Source organism: Streptomyces sp. GC420 (assembly GCF_009916105.1).
Lineage (GTDB): Bacteria > Actinomycetota > Actinomycetes > Streptomycetales > Streptomycetaceae > Streptomyces.
This window is the reverse complement of the sequence record NZ_JAAAXQ010000169.1, coordinates 1-16,598: the sequence shown is the minus strand read 5'-3', so window position 1 is coordinate 16,598 and position 16,598 is coordinate 1. Positions and strand designations below refer to the sequence as shown.

Below are 16,598 nucleotides of genomic sequence, written 5' to 3'. Positions count from 1 at the left end.
GGGCAGCGCGGGGCAGCGCGGGGCAGCGCGGGGCAGCGCGGGGGCGAGGCCCCATGGACCTCGCGCCCCGTGCGGGATAGCGTCCGGCGGATGCTGCGCTTTCCCCGGAAAAACCAGCAGACGCCCGCACCCCGGACCGTGCGGCCCGCAGGGCGCGTACCGCGCCGCGGCAGGGCGGCGGCCGCTCTGCTCCTCGTCCTCGGCTGTGCCGCCGCGCTCCTCGCCCTGCCGGGCGGGGACGAGGACACCGGCGGCTGCCGGGCGCTGCGGATCACCGCGTGGACCGCGGACGAGGGGACGACGACGGCGTTCGCGCGGTACGGCGACGACCCGTCCCGTACGGACGACTGGACGGGCGGCGACGGAACTCACTCGGTGCGGCTGCCCGACGGCCGTACGCTCTGGCTGTTCTCCGACACGTTCCTCGGCCGGGTCGACGCCCCGCCCAACCCGGCGGGCCAGAACCATTCCTGGCGGGACCCCGGTGCGCCGTGGACCAGGAACTCCGCCGTCGTCATGTCGGCCGGCGGCGAGCTGCGGGAGACACTCCCCGCGCCGCTGTTCCCCGACCCCGCGCCCCAGCAGTGGCGCTGGCCGGTCGCAGCGACCGTCGAGCCGCGGTCTCCCGGCTCCTCGGACGAGGTGGTGCGGGTACTGCTGTGGGTCCGGGCCACGGGGCAGGCGCCCTGGATCTACGGCGTCCCCGTCGCCACCGAGGTGGCCACCCTGTCCCTGCCCGGTCTGCGGCTGGAGGGCATCACCCGGATCTCCGACCAGACGGCGGTGGCCGACCCGGCGCGCCGGGTGCTGTTCGGGACGACGGCGGTACGGGACGGGGAGTGGACGTACGTCTTCGGCGGCAACGACGGCAAGGGAGCGCTGCCGGGCGGCGGGGCCTCGGACGCTCTGCTGGCCCGCGCGCCGGCCGGGCGGCTGGACGAGCCGGAGACATGGGATTTCTGGGACGGTGCCGGCTGGAGCCCGGAGGCGGGGGCGGCGCGGCCCGTGCTCGCCGCCGCCGGGCGGCGGGGCGTGGGCAGCGCCTTCACCGTGGTGCGGCAGGACGGCGGCTGGCTGCTGGTGACCGCCGCCACGGGGACCGACGGGCTGTCCCGCGTCACCTCGTACTGGGCGTGCGGCCCGCAGGGCCCCTGGCACGGGCCCGGCAGGGAGACCGAGCCGCCGCTTCCCCGGGACTCCTCCCCGCAGCGCGGCGCGGCCCTGTACAACCCGCAGGCGCATCCGGACGTCGCCACCCGGGACGGCCGGCTGCTGCTGAGCTACGACGTGAACTGGCTGGACGCGTCGGCGGCGAACACGACGGCGAACGTCAGCCGGAATGTCGCCCTGTACCGGCCAAGGTTCCTGCTGCTGGAGCTGGGCCCGCCGGGGTGACCGGCCCGTCCGGCAGCGGGTCGCGGGAGCGGCGCCTGGCGATCACGGCGGCGACCATCAGCTGCATCTGGTGGAAGAGCATCAGCGGCAGCACCGCGAGGCTCGCCTCGGCCCCGAACAGCACGCTCGCCATGGGCAGCCCGGCCGCGAGGCTCTTCGTGGACCCGGCGAACTGGATGGCCACCCGGTCCGCCCTGCCGAAGCCCAGCCGCTTCGGCCCGTACCAGGTGAGGGCGAGTACGGCGGCGAGCAGCACACCCTCGACGCCGAGCAGCGCGGCGAGCCTGCCCGGGGAGACCTCGTCCCAGACGCCCGCGACGACGCCCCGGCTGAACGCCGTGTAGACGACGAGCAGGATGGAGCCCCGGTCGACGAGTCCGAGGATCGTCCTGTGGCGGGTGAGGAGGCCGCCGATCCAGCGCCGCAGCAGCTGCCCGGCGAGGAAGGGCACCAGCAGCTGGAGCACGATGTCGAGCAGCGAGCCCGCGTCGAGGCCGCCCGCCGCGCCGCCGATCAGCAGGGCGGCGAGCAGCGGGGTCAGAACGATCCCGGCGAGGGACGAGAAGGAGCCGGCGCAGATCGAGGCGGGCACGTTGCCGCGGGCGATCGAGGTGAGGGCGATGGACGACTGGATGGTGGAGGGCACCAGGCAGAGGAAGAGCAGCCCGTTGTGCAGCTCGGGGGTGAGGATGTGCGGCACGAGGCCCCGCGCCGCCAGCCCGAACAGCGGGAAGACGGCGAAGGTGAAGGCCAGCACCGTCAGGTGGAGCCGCCAGTGGCCGAGTCCTTCCAGTGCCTCGCGAGTGGACAGGCGCGCCCCGTAGAGGAAGAAGAGCAGCGCGACGGCGCCGGTGGAGGCTCCGCCCGCGAAGTCCGCGGCGACGCCCCTGGCGGGCAGCAGCGCGGCGAGTGCGACCGTCGCGGCGAGCGCCAGGATGTACGGATCGATCGGCAGCCAGGACGGCAGCTTGGGGCGGCTCATGTTCTCCACAGCGCTCGGGTCGTACGGAATCTGTCCTCACCGAGAGCGCCATTGCCCGGCGGCGGGTCTGCGGGGCAGGTGACGTGCCCCCGTCCATGGTGCCCCGTCCGCAGTGCTCGCTCCCCGGCCGGGTCCGGAAGCGCGCCTCGGCCCGAGCGTCCCGGCCGCCGCGCAGGAACAGGAACGGGAGCAGGGAAGCAAGACCGGGACCGGGGGCCGGGGCCGGACCGGACCGGGCACCACCGCCCCGCCGGGGGGGTGAACACCGTCCGTGGTCCACCCGTGACTGCCGAGGACAGATTCGGTGGAGATTCGCTCCCAGCTTGCTGACTCTGGAGTCAGGAAGGCTCCCCGACGGGCACCATGTAACTGGTTCCGCTGCCCGAGGAGCACAGTCCATTGCGCGAGATCACCGTTCCACCCCTGGCGACGGCGCCACAGGTCGGAGGCCTGGCCGATGCCGTCTTCGAGCGTGCTCAGAAGGAACCGAACCGGGTGGTGCTCGGCCGGAAGGCCGACGGGCGGTGGACGGACGTCACGGCCGAGCGGTTCCGCGACGAGGTTCTGGCGCTCGCGAAGGGCCTGCTGGCGCAGGGAGTGCGGTTCGGCGACCGGGTCGCGATCATGTCGCGGACACGGTACGAGTGGACGCTCTTCGACTTCGCGCTGTGGACGGTGGGCGCGCAGGCGGTGCCGGTCTATCCCACGTCCTCCGCCGACCAGGTGCTGTGGATGCTGTACGACGCCGAGGTCACGGCGTGCGTGGTCGAGCACGAGGACCACGCGATGACCGTGGGCTCGGTGATCGACCGGCTGCCGCACCTGAAGCGGCTGTGGCAGCTGGACGCGGGCGCTGTCGCCGAACTGACGGCGGCCGGGGAGCACCTCGACGACGAGGTGGTGGGCCGGCACCGGCTGGCACTTACGCCGGACACACCGGCGACGGTGATCTACACCTCGGGAACCACGGGCCGGCCCAAGGGCTGTGTCCTCACCCACGCGAACTTCATGTACGAGTCGGACACCCTGGTCACCGGCTGGGAATCCGTCTTCCGCTCCCGGCCCGGTGACGAGGCCTCCACCCTGCTGTTCCTGCCGCTCGCCCATGTCCTCGGCCGGATGGTGCAGGTCGCGGCCGTCCGCACCGGGGTGAAGCTGGGCCACCAGCCGAACCTCACCGCGGCCGCGCTGCTGCCCGACCTCGTCGCGTTCCGCCCCACCTTCATCCTCGCCGTCCCGTACATCTTCGAGAAGATCTTCGGCGCGGCCCGCCGCAGGGCGGAGGCGGAGGGCAGGGACGGCCCCTTCGACAAGGCCGTGGACGTGGCCGTGCGCTATGCGGAGGCTCTGGAGGCGAAGGCGTTCGGCACCGGGCCGGGGCCCGGCGCCGGGCTGAGGATGCAGCACCAGCTCTACGACAAGCTGGTGTACGGCAAGCTGCGGGAGGCGATGGGCGGCCGGGTGCGGCACGCCATGTCGGGCGGCTCGGCGATGGACCGCAGGCTCGGGCTGTTCTTCGCGGGTGCGGGCGTCGTCGTGTACGAGGGGTACGGGCTCACGGAGACCACCTCGGCCGCGACCGCGAACCCTCCCGAGCGGACCCGGTACGGCACGGTGGGCCGGCCCATCCCAGGGGTGACCGTGCACATCGCGGAGGACGGCGAGGTGTGGCTGCGCGGCCCCAACGTCTTCTCCGGGTATCTCAACAATCCCAAGGCCACCGACGCCGTGCTGAACGACGGCTGGTTCGCGACCGGCGACCTCGGCGCCCTGGACGAGGACGGCTACCTGACCCTGACCGGCCGCAAGAAGGAGATCATCAAGACCTCCGGCGGCAAGACGGTCTCTCCCGGCACGCTGGAGGACCGGGTGCGCTCGCACCCGCTGGTGAGCCAGTGCATCGTGGTCGGGAACGACCGGCCGTACGTCGCGGCGCTGGTGACCCTGGACGAGGAGGCCGTCGACCACTGGCTCCGGATGCGCGGCAAGGACGTGCCGGCCCCCGCCGAGCTGGTGAGGGACCCGGACCTGGAGCGGGAGATCCGCCGCGCGGTGGTGGCCGCGAACACCCTCGTCTCGCAGGCCGAGTCCATCCGCACCTTCCGGATCCTGGGCGCGCCGTTCAAGGAGGAACTGGGGCTGCTCACCCCCTCGCTGAAGCTCAAGCGCAAGGCGATCGAGAAGGCGTACGCGGCCGAGATCGAGGCGTTGTACAAAGCCGCTCCCAAGGCCTGAGGGTCCCGCCGAGTCCGCGGCGCCGGGGGTGCTCGCCAGTGTGCGGAGTGCCTGCCACGCGAGGAGGGCTCCGCGGTGCCCGGAGTGCTGGTGCCCGCAGTGTCCGGGGAGCCGTCCGGGGCCTGTGGGGCGCCCGGGGTCTTCGACCGGGGACCGCCGGGGAACGGTTCCCGGGAATGGCCGGGGAACCCCGGCCGTTCGTCGTGAGAGCAGAAACCGACGACGTAAGGAAACGACCGCTCGTGAGCAAGGTCCCCAACATCACCCTCAACAACGGCGTGGAGATGCCGCAGCTCGGCTTCGGGGTCTGGCAGGTGCCGGACGCCGAGGCCGACTCGGCGGTCACCACGGCTCTGGAGGCCGGGTACCGCAGCATCGACACGGCAGCCATCTACGGGAACGAGGAGGGCACGGGCCGCGCGCTGGCGGCCTCCGGCATCGCCCGCGAGGAACTGTTCGTGACCACGAAGCTGTGGAACTCGGACCAGGGATACGACTCGACACTGCGCGCCTTCGACACGTCCCTGGACAAACTGGGCCTGGACTATGTGGATCTGTACCTGATCCACTGGCCGCAGCCCGCCCGCGACAAGTATGTCGACACGTACAAGGCCCTGGAGAAGATCTACGCCGACGGGCGCGCCAAGGCGATCGGCGTCTCCAACTTCACTCCCGAGCATCTCGAGCGGCTGCTCGGCGAGACCTCGGTCGTCCCCGCGCTCAACCAGATCGAGCTGCACCCGCAGTTCGCGCAGGGCGAGGCCCGCGCCTACCACGCGGCGCACGGCATCGTCACCGAGGCCTGGTCGCCGCTCGGCTCGGGCAGGGGCCTGCTGGAGGTGCCGGCGGTCGTCGCGGTCGCCAGGAAGCACGGCAGGACCCCGGCCCAGGTGGTGCTGCGCTGGCATCTGCAGCTCGGCAACGTGGTCATCCCCAAGTCCGTGACGCCCTCGCGGATCCAGGAGAACATCGACGTGTTCGGCTTCGAGCTGGACGACGAGGACCTCGCGGTCTTCGCCGCCCTCGACGAGGGCAAGCGCCTGGGCCCGGACCCGGTCGCCTTCACCTGAGCGGACGTACGCGGCCGAGCACGCGCACCGGCACGAACACGGCACGGGCCTCATGGCCCGTGGCGGGCCCCGGACACGGCGTAGCCGTCCGCCGACTCGGCGGGCGGCGACGTCTCCTGACGGACACTCACCGGCACGCGGCCGAGGGCAGCCGACCGACTTTACGCGTGCCACACCCGTCCCGTATCCGGAATAAATATTTCCGAATCACATTGAGGCGCACACGCCCCGGCTCCGTACTTCTGCGCATGAGCCACCGACGAGTGAACAAGCGGACCGGTGTCATAGCCGGAGCGGGCGCGGCTGCGATCGTGGCCGCCGCGATCATCCTGCCCAACGCCAACGCGAGCGACGACACGCCCGCCCCCAGAACCTTCTCCCAGGAGACGGCCGCGCGGCTCGGCTCCACCCTCGCCTCCGACCTCGGCGCGGACGCCGCCGGATGGTTCTACGACGGCGGGAAGGACCAGCTGGTCTTCAACGTGGTCGACGAGGACGCGGCCAAGGAGGCCGCGGCGAAGGGCGCAGTGGCCCGGATCGTCGAGAACAGCATGGCGGAACTCAAGTCCGCCACGGCCACGTTGAGCGACACCGCCTCGGTGCCGGGCACCGCCTGGTCCATCGACCCGAAGACCAACAAGGTCGTCGTGCTCGCCGACCGCACCGTCACCGGCGAGAAGATGCAGACGCTGACGCGGGCCACGGAAGCCCTCGGCGACGGCATGGTGACCGTGAGGCAGACCTCCGGGGAGTTCCGGAAGTTCGACGACCCCTCCACGCTCGGCAACGCGCAGGACGACAACGGCGCGGGTGCCCAGGACGGCGGCCAGGGCGTGGACGACGGCGCCGGAGCCGGTGACGGTGCCGGAGCGGGCGACGGCGCCGGTGTCGACGACGAGGGCCAGGTGGGAGACCAGGGCCAGGAAGGGGACCAGGGGCAGGGCGGCCAGGACGCGGGCGGCGACGCCGGCGGGGCGGCCGCGGAGGGTGCCACCGACGGTGGTGACGCCATCTTCGGCGGTGGTTCCCGCTGCTCCCTCGGCTTCAACGTCGATGTCGCCGGCGCCCCGGGCTTCCTGACGGCCGGTCACTGCGGGAACATCGCCGAGCAGTGGACCTCCGACCAGGCGGGCGCGCAGGCTCTCGGCACCACCGCCGAATCCGTCTTCCCCGTCTCCGACTTCGCGCTGGTCCTGTACGACGACCCCGCCACCCAGCCGCCGAGCACGGTCGATCTCAAGGACGGCACCACGCAGGAGATCACCCAGGCCGTCGAGGCCGCGGTGGGCATGCAGGTGCAGCGCAGCGGCAGCACGACGGGGCTGAGCGACGGTGAGGTCACCGGCCTCAACGCCACCGTGAACTACGGCAACGGTGACATCGTCAACGGGCTGATCCAGACCAACGTCTGCGCCGAGCCGGGCGACAGCGGCGGTCCGATGTTCTCCGGCGACGCCGCGGTCGGCCTGACCTCGGGCGGCAGCGGTGACTGCACCCAGGGCGGCGAGACCTTCTTCCAGCCGGTCACCACGGCTCTGGAGGCCGTCGGAGCGACGATCGGAGCCGGCGGCGCGGGCGCCGGAGACGCGGGTGCGGGCGACGCAGGCGCGGGCGCCGGAGACGCGGGCGCCGGAGACGCGGGCGCCGGTGCTGAAGAGGGCATCGAGGAGGAAGGACAGGCCCCGGTCACGCAGCAGTAGTGACGCGGTGAGCGTTCAGGCACGCTCGCTGACTGCATGACCGTCGAAGGAAGCCGCCGCCCGGCCCCCAACGGGCGGCGGCTTCGCGCTGCCCGCACCGCCCGGCGCCCACGCGTGCCAGTCGCCCCGGCGCCGGACGCGCGGCAGGCGCACACCACCGGGTGCGTGCGCCTGCGGCACGGATGCCGGGCAGGGGCCCTAGCCGGGGATCGCGGGCCCCGGTTCGTCGACGGCGTCCTCCCAGCGGGTCGTCCACCGCCGACGCAGCTCCGCGAATCCCTCCGCGTCCAGTCCGTACGCGGTGACGGTCAGGCTCACCGGCCCCAATCCCACCTCGGTGAGGGGTCGTTCGGCCAGCGCGGCCAGCAGGTGATCCTCGCGGTCCACGACGAGGTGGGCGAAGCGGCTCTCGTGCCAGACCTCCTTGGCCTCGGCGGGTTCCAGCGCGGCGAGGAGGCCGGAGCCCGTCGCACGCCCGGTGAGCCGGAGTGTGCGCCGCCGCCCGGCCTCCGGGTGGCGTTCCAGCAGGAACCTGAGCTGCTGAAGGAAGACCCGCCAGCCCTCCTCGACCTCGTCGAAGCGGTCCTTGCCCTTGTCCCGAGTTTCCGTCCCCGTCACCGGCCCCGTACCCGTGTCCGTCCCCGTCCCCGTATCCGCGTCCGGGAGGATGTCGGTGGTGGTGACCCGCACCGTCGTGTGCCCACGCGCGCCGATCAGGCAGATCTCCTGCCCGCCCGGCAGCCCGACCCGGTCGGGAGGCTGCGGATCGGCATGGTCGGCGAAGAGATAGGCGACCTCCTCGGTCAGGCCCTCGTACTCCCAGCCGAACCACTCCTGGATCCGGCCCGGCACGGTGAGCGCCCGCCACACGGTGTCGGCGGACGCGTCGATGTTCACTTCCACACGGAACGCCTTGGTGAGTCCGGTCATGTACCCGGTCCTTTCTCTGAGCGCGCTGCCCGTGCCCGTAAGTACGTCGCGCCGCGTCCTACCACTCGACTCACCGCGTCGGCGATGCCGAGCGGTGTTCCTGCGGGCTGACGCCGTATTCCCGTTTGAAGGCGGCGCTCAGCGCGAACGGACTGCCGTAGCCGACCTTCCTGGCCACCGCGCCCAGCGTCGCGTCCGGTTCGCGCAGCAGGTCGGCGGCCAGGGCGAGCCGCCATCCGGTGAGGTACGCCATCGGCGGCTCGCCGACCAGCGCGGTGAACCTGCGGGCGAGCGCGGCCCTCGAAACCCCTGTCCCGGCGGCGAGTCGTGCGACCGTCCACGGATGCGCCGGGTTGTTCTGGAGCAGCCGGACCGCCTGGCCGACCACCGGGTCGGCGAGCGCGCGGAACCAGCCGGGGGCGTGCGCCTCCGGCCGGGAGAACCACAGCCGCAGCGCGGAGATCAGCACCAGGTCCAGAAGCCGGTCCAGCACCGCTTCCTGCCCCGGCTCGTCCCGGACGATCTCCTCGGCGAGCATGGACGTCATACCGCTGTTCCACTCCCGCGCGGTGAGGACGAGGAGGGGCGGCAGCGCGTCGAGGAGGCGGCGGCTGATCTCGCCGCGCATCTGATAGGTGCCGACCAGCATCACCGAGGCACCCTCGGCGGCGTTGCCCCAGGTCCGTACGCCGAGCGACATCGCCTCCGACAGGTCCGTGCCGTCGGGTGTGACGCAGCGTTCGCCGGGAAGGATCACGGCCTGGTCTGGTGTGGCGGGGTCGTCGGCCACGGTGTACGGGTCCGGGCCGCGGGCGACCGCCAGGTCACCGGGGCCCAGCGTGACCATCCGGCCGCCCGCCGCCCTCCCCGCAACCGTTCCGGACCCGGCACCCGTCCCGGACCCCGCAACTGTTCCGGTGCCGGCACCCGTTCCGGACCCGGCGCCGGTCACGACGCGGGCCTCACCGCGCGCCACGCACATCACACTGAGCGGCGCCTCGTCCTCGATCCGCACCGACCAGGGTGGATCCATGCTCACCCGCAGCAGATGCGCGCCGCGGGCACGCGGGCCGTCGAGGAAGCCGGAGAGAGCGTCCATGGAACGAGCGTAGACGCTCACGTATGCGTGCGAGCCCATCGACCATGGGCCGTATCAACTCCGGCCGCTTCACTGGAAGTCATGACACGGATAACGGACAACGGCACCGCCGCGGCGCGGGAGCCGCGGCAGAGGGTACTGGTGACGGGCGGCACAGGCAGGATCGGCCGCAGGGTCGCGGCCCGGCTCACCGCGCGGGGCGCGACGGCCCGGGTCGGATCACGTTCCGGGCGGCCCGCGTTCGACTGGAACGAATCCTCGACCTGGGCGGAGGCGCTGCGCGGCGCCGACGCGGTGTACCTCACCTACCACTCGGACATCGGCGACCCGGCGGCCGCGCCGGCACTTCGGGACTTCGCCGCCCTGGCCGTGGAGAGCGGAGTGCGCCGGCTCGTTCTGCTGTCGGCGCGCGGCGAGGAGCAGGCGCTGCCCGCCGAGCGGGCGATCCGCGAGTCGGGCGCAGAGTGGACGATCGTGCGGGGTAGCTGGTTCATGCAGAACTTCAGCGAGGGGCCGCTCGCGGACTCCGTGCGGGCCGGGGAACTGGTGTTCCCGGCGGGCGGGGTTGCGGAGCCGTTCGTGGACGCGGGCGACCTCGCGGAGGTCCTGGCCGCGGCGCTGACGGAGGGCGGACACGCGGGCCGGATCCACGAGGTGACGGGGCCGCGGCTGCTCACCTGGGGCGAGGCGATGGCCGAGATCTCGGCGGCCACGGGACGCGAGGTGCGGTATGTGCCGGTGCCGGCGAAGGACTACGGCGCCGCGCTGGAGGAGTTCGGGGTGCCCGCCGGGGAGGCGGACCTGCTCGTCGAGGTCTTCACGGGCCTGCTCGACGGACGCAACGCGCACCTGTCGGAGGCGGAGTCGGGCGAGGTGCGGCGGCTGCTGGGGCGCGCGCAGCGGGACTTCGCGGACTTCGCGCGCGAGGCGGCGGCCGCGGGTGCCTGGGACTGACATCCCGGGCCGCCCGGCGCACGGCGGGACCGGCGTTACGGCCGGGAGCACGGCGGGACCGCCGTGCTCCCGGAGCGCAGCCCGGCCGGGCCCCTGAAACGGTGCCCGGCCGGGCTCTGCTCCGGCAGCAGGTACGCCTACAGGTACGGCCGGGTGATCAGCTCGATCGCGTGGCCTGCGGGGTCCTTGAAGTACACGCCCCGGCCGCCGTGCCCGTTGTTGATCTCACCCGCGCGTCGCATCTGCGGATCGGCCCAGTGCTCGATGCCGCGATCGCACAGCCGCTGGTACGCCCGGTCGAACAGGTCGTCGTCGACCAGGAACGCGTAATGCTGCATCTGGATCTCCACCGGAGGCTCGGCGAACTGGAGCAGTACGCCGTCGGTGAGCTGGATGTTGGTGAAGGGGCCCCAGGACGGCGCTCCCGGCACTTCCAGCAACTCCCGGAAGAAGCGGGCCGACTCGTCGCGGTCCTTGGCGGCGATGATGGTGTGGTTGAACGTGGCTGTCATTCGGCTGACCTCACTGTGGTTCGGCACGAAGGCGGACTCGTCGTGGTGCACGAGCACTGGGAGGTCCGCGTGCCGAACCGAGGGGGTGCCTGGTCCGCACCCGTTGTGCGATCAGCCGTCCACCGGGTGGCCAATCCGTGTGTGGCGTATCGCCGGTCCGGTGTTCACGTCGGGTAACCGTACTCGGTCCGGCTTGCCGCGACAACGGTGCGCGGGACGAACTCCGCCTGCGGGCGGAGGTCTTGGAGGCCGGAGCCCCGTGCGGCCGGCCGCCGTGTGGTGATCCGCACATGCGGTGACCAGGTCATGAACAGTTCCCGGACTGTCCATAGGATCAACACCGTGATGACGGGTGCGACGGGCTGGGTGCCGCCCACGGAGACCGAACGGCTGCTGTACGAGGCGAGGATGCGCGACGACTGGGAGACGGAGCTCACCGTGCTCTCCCGGACCCGCCTGTATCTGCCGATCGCCCGCCTGCACGCGGACACTCCGGGTTTCACGGCCCCGCTCGTGCCCGGGAAGGACCCGTTGAGCGGCAAGCCCGCCATCCATGTGTTCACTCCCGGCATGCTGCCTCCCTGGCACCCGGAGTGGGTCCACAGGTACGTCACGCTGACCGAGCTGGCCGAGTCGTGGCCGAACGACAAGTGGCGGCTGTCGGTCAACCCGGGCACGCCGTGCGCGACCAGCCTGGAGGCCAAGCCGGTCTACCGGGAGGCATGGCAGGAGATCGGCGCGGAGACCGGAGGCCCGCGGCGGGGAGTGCTGATCACACACCTGGGCGGGCCGCTGCACGGGGCGCTCGCCCACGGACTGGCGTGCGGCGCGCACCTGTCGGTGCACAACGGGGTGCCGTGGAACCAGCTCGGCACGACGTACTTCGACTACGCCGGCGACGTCTCCCAGCTGCGCGGCACCTGGCACGTCACCAACCGCGCCCAGTACCACGACAAGCTGACCGACCTCTTCGAGGCACGGTTCGTCGACCGCCACCAGGAGTTCGCGCTGCGCGCCCGCTCCGGGCTCGCACAGCGGCTGGGCCGGGTACCGTCCCGCGAGGAGTGGCTGGACACCGTCACCCAGGCCCTCGCCCTGCGCAAGGCCGGCGACGACACGTCGGCCCGGGCCCGGGAGGCGGTGGAGCTGACCGCGCGCTGTGAGGAGCGGCTGCGTTCGGACGGGGTCCTGGGCCCCGGGCAGCACGTCGACTCGCTCGCGGCCTTCGACTACGGCCGGGCCGTCGCCTTCGTACGGCTGGGCCTCGGCTCGCGGCTGTCCGATCCGTATGCCGCCGAGCAGGCCGTGGTCAGGGTGGGCGGGCTGTGCCGGGAGACGTACCCGTCCTGGGAGGCGTTCTCGGCCGCGTACGCGCTGGCCCGCGTCATTGCCTACGACGACGCGGACGACGCGGAGCTGAAGTACCAGGAGTCGGTGGCGCAGCACCGCGTGCTGGCCCAGGACCCGGCGAGCCCGTACCGGAACCTGCCGTGGTCGTGATCGGCGTGGTCGTGATCGGCGTGGTCGTGTGGTCATGAACGGATTCGCGGACGGGTTCGGGACCGGACCCTCCTCCGGGCCCGCGCACGGGCGAGGGCAGGGGCACGGGCACGGGTACTGGGTGCCGCCGACGGAGGTGGAGCGGCAGCTGTACGAGGCCGGACTGCGCGGTGACACGGAGGCGCAGCTGCGGGTGCTTGCGGCGGAGGACCTCTACATCGGGCAGTACCGGCACGAGGTGGAGGCGGAACCGGACACGGTCTCCTGGTACTCCGTCACCGACACCGCCAGCGGACGGCTGTGCCGGCCCGTGCTGACCCGGGGCATGCTGCCGCCCTGGCAGCCGGGCTGGGTCTTCCACGAGGTCACGCTCGACTGGGTCGCCCAGTTCCCGTGGACGGACCCGGCACAGTGGCTGGCCGTCAACGGGGGCACGCCCGCCGCCGTGCACCTGGCCGCCTCCCCGCAGCACCGTGCGGTGTGGCGCCGCCGCTACGCGGAGAACGAGCTCTCCACCCGGCACCGGCTGCTCGCCCTGCGCACCGGGCCGCTGCTCGGCCCGCTCGCCTACGGCCTGGCCTGCGGGGCGCATCTCGCCGTGCGCGACGGTGTGCCGTGGAACGAGGTCGGCACCGTCTACCACGGCTACCGCGACGAACGCCGTCTGATGCTGCGTGACTGGGGCCTCGGCGACCACGACAGCTGGCAGAAGCAGCTCGCCGCGCTGCTGGACTTCGCCAACAGCCCGGCACAGTACGAGTACGCGCTGTGGGTGCGCGAGGAACTGCGGCGCGCGCGGGGCGAGTTGCCGCACCCCGACCTGTGGCGGGAGACGGCGGCCGGGACGCTCCAGGACCGGGGCGCGCCGTCCCCGGTGGTCATGGAGATGGAGGAGGTGGTCCGCCGGGTCATGCGGTACGAGGCGAGGTTCCGCGCCGACGGGCTGCTGCCGGAGGACGGGTGGGTGAAGTCGGCCGCCGGGTACGACTACGGGCGGGCGGTGTGCCTGGCACGGTGGGGCCTGTCGGCGCGGTTCTGCTCCCCGCACGAGGCGGAGCAGGCGATCGTGCACGCGGGTGCGCTGTGCAGATCGGCCTACCTCTCGTGGGAGGAGTTCTCGGCGGGTTACGTGCTGGGCCGGGTGCTGCGTTTCGACGACGAGGAGTACGGCCCGTACTACCAGGACATGCTGACCGCGCACCGGCTGCTCACGGAGAACGAGGGCAGCCCCTGGCGCAACATCCCCTGGCGCTGACCTCCCCGCCGGGTGCCGGGCTCGTCGGTCACGGCCCGGCACGGGCGGGCGGCGGCGGGCGCCGGTGCGGTACCGCCCGGTGCCCGGCACGGGCGGCCGACCGGGCCGGGCCGGGCGGCGGGGTCACTGGGCGTCGTGGGCGCCCGCGACGGCCTCTACGCGGGTGGCGAGGTCGAAGTCCAGGTGGGTGAGGGCGCCGCCGGCGCTGTGGGTGTGCACTGCGAGGGTGAGGGTGTTGTACCCGAGGGTCAGGTCCGAGTGGTGGTTCAGCTCCTCCTGGATCGCGGCCACATGGACGGCCATCGCGGCGGCGGGCAGATGCTTCCGGAGGCGGTAGGTGCGGGTCAGCTTCCCGTCCTCCACCGACCACCCGGGCAGTTTCCTCAGCCGTTCCTCGATCTCCTCGGGCGGCAGCGGCTCGGTCGGCATCAGGGTCTCCCTTCGGCTCGTACGGGGCCACGGTACGGTCGTCGCATGACGACTGCCTCGCCCGACACGGCCGGGGGCCGGCCCGGCGAGCAGCGGCCGGCGGGGTCCACGGGCGTGGGTCCGCTGCTGCGCGGCTGGCGCGAGCGGCGCCGGATCAGCCAGCTCGAACTCGCGCTGCGGGCGGACTCGTCCGCCCGCCACATCAGCTTCGTCGAGACGGGACGCTCCCGCCCCAGCGAAGCGATGGTCCTCAAGCTGGCCGAGCACCTCGACGTACCCGTGCGGGAGCGCAACACACTGCTCCTCGCGGCAGGTTACGCGCCGCACTACCCCCAGACACCGCTGGACGACCCGGCGATGGGCGCGCTGCGGGAGGGCCTGGAGAGGCTGCTGCACGGCTACGAGCCGTACCCGGCGGTCGTGGTCGACGGCACGTACGACGTGGTGGCGGCCAACCGGGGCATCCTGATGCTGATGGAGGGGCTGCCGGACCGGCTGCTCACTCCCCCGCTGAACGCGATGCGCCTCACCCTGCACCCGGAGGGCCTGGCGCCGAGGATCCGCAACCTGCGGGAGTGGCGCGGGCATCTGCTGCACCAGATGGAGCGCCAGATGTCGCTGCTGCGGTCGGAGGCGCTGCGGAAGCTGTACGAGGAGGTGGCGGCGTACCCGGTGGACCAGGACCGGGGGGCCGCGGCCGACGGGTGCGCGGACACCGGGAGCACCAGGAGCGCCGGAGTCACGGAGGGCACGGAGGGCACGGAGGGCTGTGAGGAGCCTGCCGCGTCGCCGCCCTTCGCGCTGCCGCTGCGGATCGAGCACGACGGCCGGGTGCTGTCCTTCGTGTCGTCCATCAGCACCTTCAACACGCCCATGGACGTGACCGTCTCCGAGCTGGCCATCGAGACGTTCCTCCCGGCCGACCCGGAGACGGTCGAGTACCTTCGGTCGCTCATGCCGTAGGGGCGCGGTCGAGGAAGCCGTGGACGGCGCGGATCCTGCCGTCCCCGTCCAGCTCGGCGACGTCGGATCCGGCGGCCGGTGCGGAGCCGTCCGCGCGGGAGACGAGTTCCCAGCCGAAGCGGACGACGTGATGGTGGCCGTCCACTTCCCCGTCGAGCCGGAATCGTGGCCGGGGAATTCGCCGACCGGCACCTCACGCGGTGCGAGGAGATCACGCGGGCCGCGGGCGAGGATTTCGAGGCCGAGCCGGTGGAGTCCAACGGCGAGGCGAACCATGTCCACCTGCTGGTGAACTTCCCGCCGAAGGTCACCGTGTCCAGCGTGGTGAACTCCCTCAAGGGCGTGTCCTCCCGCAGGGTCCGGCTGGGGGCACCTCCCAGCCGAAGGCCAGGGGGAGGGTTCCCCGGCCTCGTCCGCCACTTCCGGCGGGTGCAACGCCTGTGGTCCGACTCGTACTTCGCCGGGTCCGTCGGCGGTGCGCCGCTCAGCATCCTGAAGCAGTACATCGAACAGCAGAACCGGCCGCTCCGACCCGGGCTGAGGTGAACAGTACGGATCCGTACCCACAGCTGAGGTCAGAGCGGGCCGAAGATTCGCCTCACCACCGGACTGAAGCCCGGTGCACTGCGAATAGACCCGGTAGCGGCTGACGGCGTCGTCGTATCGGGTCCGGGACATGGTTGTCGCTCCTCCGGCGTACGGGTCGGCCGAACAGGTCTGCCGAGGCGATCGGCTCGTGGGATCGGCCGTGGGATCGGGTGATGGTCCGTGCTGGTCGATCCGTGCTGGTGGGAGCCAGGTCCCGGCCGGGGTGCGCCGGTCGGGGCCCGGTAACCGAAACGATGCCGGGCGGCCCGGAGGGCGTCGATCACCTCCTGGGCAAGAGTCCGGGGCAGGGGCGGCGTCGCCGCCGCCCGGCCGGGCAGCGGTGTGCCTCCTTCTCCTCCGGGTACACGACCGGCGTCAACCAGGATCAGGGATGCTCGGCAGGAAACTTGAGTGCTAACTTGTCAACTTTCCTCCCGCAAGCTATATAAGAAGTACGGCATCGCACTCATCGCAGGTCTTGTGAAAGGAGATGACCGGTGATGCTCATGCGCACCGACCCGTTCCGGGAGTTCGACCGCCTGACACAGCAGATGTTCGGAACCGCGGCCCGTCCCGCGGCCATGCCGATGGATGCCTACCGGCAGGGCGACGAGTTCGTGGTCGGTTTCGACCTCCCCGGCGTCGACCCCGAGTCGATCGATCTCGACGTCGAGCGCAACGTCCTCACCATTCGCGCGGAACGCCGCCCGACGGCCCCGGAGGGCGCCGAGGTGATCGCGTCCGAACGGCCCACCGGCACGTTCAGCAGGCAGTTGTTCCTCGGTGAGAGCCTGGACACCGAGCGGATCGACGCCTCGTACGACGCGGGCGTCCTGACCCTCAGGATCCCCGTGGCCGAGCAGGCCAAGCCGCGCAAGATCCAGGTCACGGGCGGCGAGAAGCACCGGCAGATCACGGGCTGACCGCGTCCCCCGGCGGCGGCTCGGTCCGGCCGGTGGACCACACCGGCCGGGTCTCGCCTCCTC

At 72.3% G+C, this 16,598-nt stretch carries 15 protein-coding genes and 1 pseudogene; 10 read left to right on the top strand and 6 right to left on the bottom strand.

The window, feature by feature from the left end; all coding sequences use genetic code 11:
• Positions 1-90: 90 nt before the first annotated feature.
• Positions 91-1,395: a hypothetical protein gene (locus GUY61_RS20965; protein ID WP_243766618.1), complete on the top strand. Its 1,305-nt coding sequence runs from the start codon at positions 91-93 to the stop codon at positions 1,393-1,395.
• Here GUY61_RS20965 and GUY61_RS20960 read toward each other — a convergent pair.
• Entirely contained in the window at positions 1,331-2,377 is a 1,047-nt protein-coding gene (locus tag GUY61_RS20960) for a bile acid:sodium symporter family protein (protein ID WP_166631756.1), read from the bottom strand. The two genes, GUY61_RS20965 and GUY61_RS20960, sit on opposite strands and share 65 nt — an antisense overlap.
• Before the next feature lie 399 nt (positions 2,378-2,776).
• On the opposite strand from GUY61_RS20960, the gene GUY61_RS20955 reads away from it, so the two are divergent.
• From GUY61_RS20955 to GUY61_RS20945, 3 genes are all read left to right on the top strand, one after another.
• Positions 2,777-4,612, top strand: a complete 1,836-nt coding sequence (locus tag GUY61_RS20955; protein WP_208106257.1) for a long-chain fatty acid--CoA ligase — start codon at positions 2,777-2,779, stop codon at positions 4,610-4,612.
• A 242-nt stretch (positions 4,613-4,854) separates the two neighbouring features.
• Positions 4,855-5,682: an aldo/keto reductase gene (locus GUY61_RS20950; RefSeq protein WP_166631755.1), complete on the top strand. Its 828-nt coding sequence runs from the start codon at positions 4,855-4,857 to the stop codon at positions 5,680-5,682.
• 248 nt (positions 5,683-5,930) lie between these two features.
• Positions 5,931-7,382 carry a S1 family peptidase gene (locus GUY61_RS20945; RefSeq protein ID WP_166631754.1) on the top strand — a complete coding sequence of 484 codons (1,452 nt, stop codon included), beginning with the start codon at positions 5,931-5,933 and terminating at the stop codon, positions 7,380-7,382.
• 198 nt (positions 7,383-7,580) lie between these two features.
• Here the strand turns inward: GUY61_RS20945 and GUY61_RS20940 are convergent, their stop codons facing one another.
• Together GUY61_RS20940 and GUY61_RS20935 are read right to left on the bottom strand one after the other, a co-directional pair.
• A complete protein-coding gene (locus GUY61_RS20940) occupies positions 7,581-8,312 on the bottom strand; it encodes an SRPBCC domain-containing protein (protein ID WP_166631753.1) in 732 nt (243 codons plus the stop codon).
• A gap of 70 nt (positions 8,313-8,382) precedes the next feature.
• On the bottom strand, positions 8,383-9,411 hold the full coding sequence (locus GUY61_RS20935) for an AraC family transcriptional regulator (protein ID WP_166631752.1): 1,029 nt from the start codon (positions 9,409-9,411) through the stop codon (positions 8,383-8,385).
• 81 nt (positions 9,412-9,492) lie between these two features.
• Between GUY61_RS20935 and GUY61_RS20930 the strand changes: the two genes are divergently transcribed.
• Entirely contained in the window at positions 9,493-10,365 is an 873-nt protein-coding gene (locus GUY61_RS20930; RefSeq protein ID WP_166631751.1) for an NAD(P)H-binding protein, read from the top strand.
• Positions 10,366-10,502: 137 nt separating this feature from the next.
• On the opposite strand, the gene GUY61_RS20925 is transcribed toward GUY61_RS20930, so the two are convergent.
• Positions 10,503-10,877, bottom strand: coding sequence for a VOC family protein (locus GUY61_RS20925; protein WP_166631750.1), 375 nt, complete (start codon positions 10,875-10,877; stop codon positions 10,503-10,505).
• Positions 10,878-11,222: 345 nt separating this feature from the next.
• Here GUY61_RS20925 and GUY61_RS20920 point away from each other — a divergent pair, with 345 nt between their 5' ends.
• Positions 11,223-12,377: a DUF1266 domain-containing protein gene (locus GUY61_RS20920; protein ID WP_166631749.1), complete on the top strand. Its 1,155-nt coding sequence runs from the start codon at positions 11,223-11,225 to the stop codon at positions 12,375-12,377.
• 34 nt (positions 12,378-12,411) lie between these two features.
• Positions 12,412-13,632 (top strand): DUF1266 domain-containing protein, encoded by a 1,221-nt coding sequence (locus GUY61_RS20915; protein WP_166631748.1) that lies wholly within the window; start codon positions 12,412-12,414, stop codon positions 13,630-13,632.
• Positions 13,633-13,755: 123 nt separating this feature from the next.
• Here the strand turns inward: GUY61_RS20915 and GUY61_RS20910 are convergent, their stop codons facing one another.
• Entirely contained in the window at positions 13,756-14,061 is a 306-nt protein-coding gene (locus tag GUY61_RS20910) for a 4a-hydroxytetrahydrobiopterin dehydratase (RefSeq protein WP_166631747.1), read from the bottom strand.
• Positions 14,062-14,106: 45 nt separating this feature from the next.
• On the opposite strand from GUY61_RS20910, the gene GUY61_RS20905 reads away from it, so the two are divergent.
• Complete coding sequence (locus tag GUY61_RS20905; RefSeq protein ID WP_166631746.1) at positions 14,107-15,024, top strand: helix-turn-helix domain-containing protein; 918 nt, start codon at positions 14,107-14,109, stop codon at positions 15,022-15,024.
• On the opposite strand, the pseudogene GUY61_RS20900 reads toward GUY61_RS20905, so the two are convergent.
• Positions 15,014-15,193 (bottom strand): annotated as a pseudogene (locus GUY61_RS20900) (nuclear transport factor 2 family protein); the annotation flags it as partial. The gene GUY61_RS20905 and the pseudogene GUY61_RS20900 overlap by 11 nt on opposite strands.
• Between GUY61_RS20900 and tnpA the strand changes: the two are divergent.
• Entirely contained in the window at positions 15,187-15,570 is a 384-nt protein-coding gene (gene tnpA, locus GUY61_RS20895) for an IS200/IS605 family transposase (RefSeq protein WP_398956305.1), read from the top strand. The pseudogene GUY61_RS20900 and the gene tnpA overlap by 7 nt on opposite strands.
• A gap of 542 nt (positions 15,571-16,112) precedes the next feature.
• The gene (locus GUY61_RS20890) at positions 16,113-16,535 is read left to right on the top strand and encodes an Hsp20/alpha crystallin family protein (protein ID WP_166631745.1); all 423 of its coding nucleotides are present in this window, start codon (positions 16,113-16,115) and stop codon (positions 16,533-16,535) included.
• The last annotated feature ends 63 nt before the right edge of the window (positions 16,536-16,598 follow it).

Coding starts and splice junctions, on each gene's coding strand:
- GUY61_RS20965 (WP_243766618.1), top strand. CDS start 91: ATGCTGCGCTTTCCCCGGAAAAACCAGCAGACGCCCGCACCCCGGACC.
- GUY61_RS20960 (WP_166631756.1), bottom strand. CDS start 2,377: ATGAGCCGCCCCAAGCTGCCGTCCTGGCTGCCGATCGATCCGTACATC.
- GUY61_RS20945 (WP_166631754.1), top strand. CDS start 5,931: ATGAGCCACCGACGAGTGAACAAGCGGACCGGTGTCATAGCCGGAGCG.
- GUY61_RS20940 (WP_166631753.1), bottom strand. CDS start 8,312: ATGACCGGACTCACCAAGGCGTTCCGTGTGGAAGTGAACATCGACGCG.
- GUY61_RS20935 (WP_166631752.1), bottom strand. CDS start 9,411: ATGGACGCTCTCTCCGGCTTCCTCGACGGCCCGCGTGCCCGCGGCGCG.
- GUY61_RS20930 (WP_166631751.1), top strand. CDS start 9,493: ATGACACGGATAACGGACAACGGCACCGCCGCGGCGCGGGAGCCGCGG.
- GUY61_RS20925 (WP_166631750.1), bottom strand. CDS start 10,877: ATGACAGCCACGTTCAACCACACCATCATCGCCGCCAAGGACCGCGAC.
- GUY61_RS20920 (WP_166631749.1), top strand. CDS start 11,223: ATGACGGGTGCGACGGGCTGGGTGCCGCCCACGGAGACCGAACGGCTG.
- GUY61_RS20915 (WP_166631748.1), top strand. CDS start 12,412: ATGAACGGATTCGCGGACGGGTTCGGGACCGGACCCTCCTCCGGGCCC.
- GUY61_RS20910 (WP_166631747.1), bottom strand. CDS start 14,061: ATGCCGACCGAGCCGCTGCCGCCCGAGGAGATCGAGGAACGGCTGAGG.
- GUY61_RS20905 (WP_166631746.1), top strand. CDS start 14,107: ATGACGACTGCCTCGCCCGACACGGCCGGGGGCCGGCCCGGCGAGCAG.
- GUY61_RS20890 (WP_166631745.1), top strand. CDS start 16,113: ATGCTCATGCGCACCGACCCGTTCCGGGAGTTCGACCGCCTGACACAG.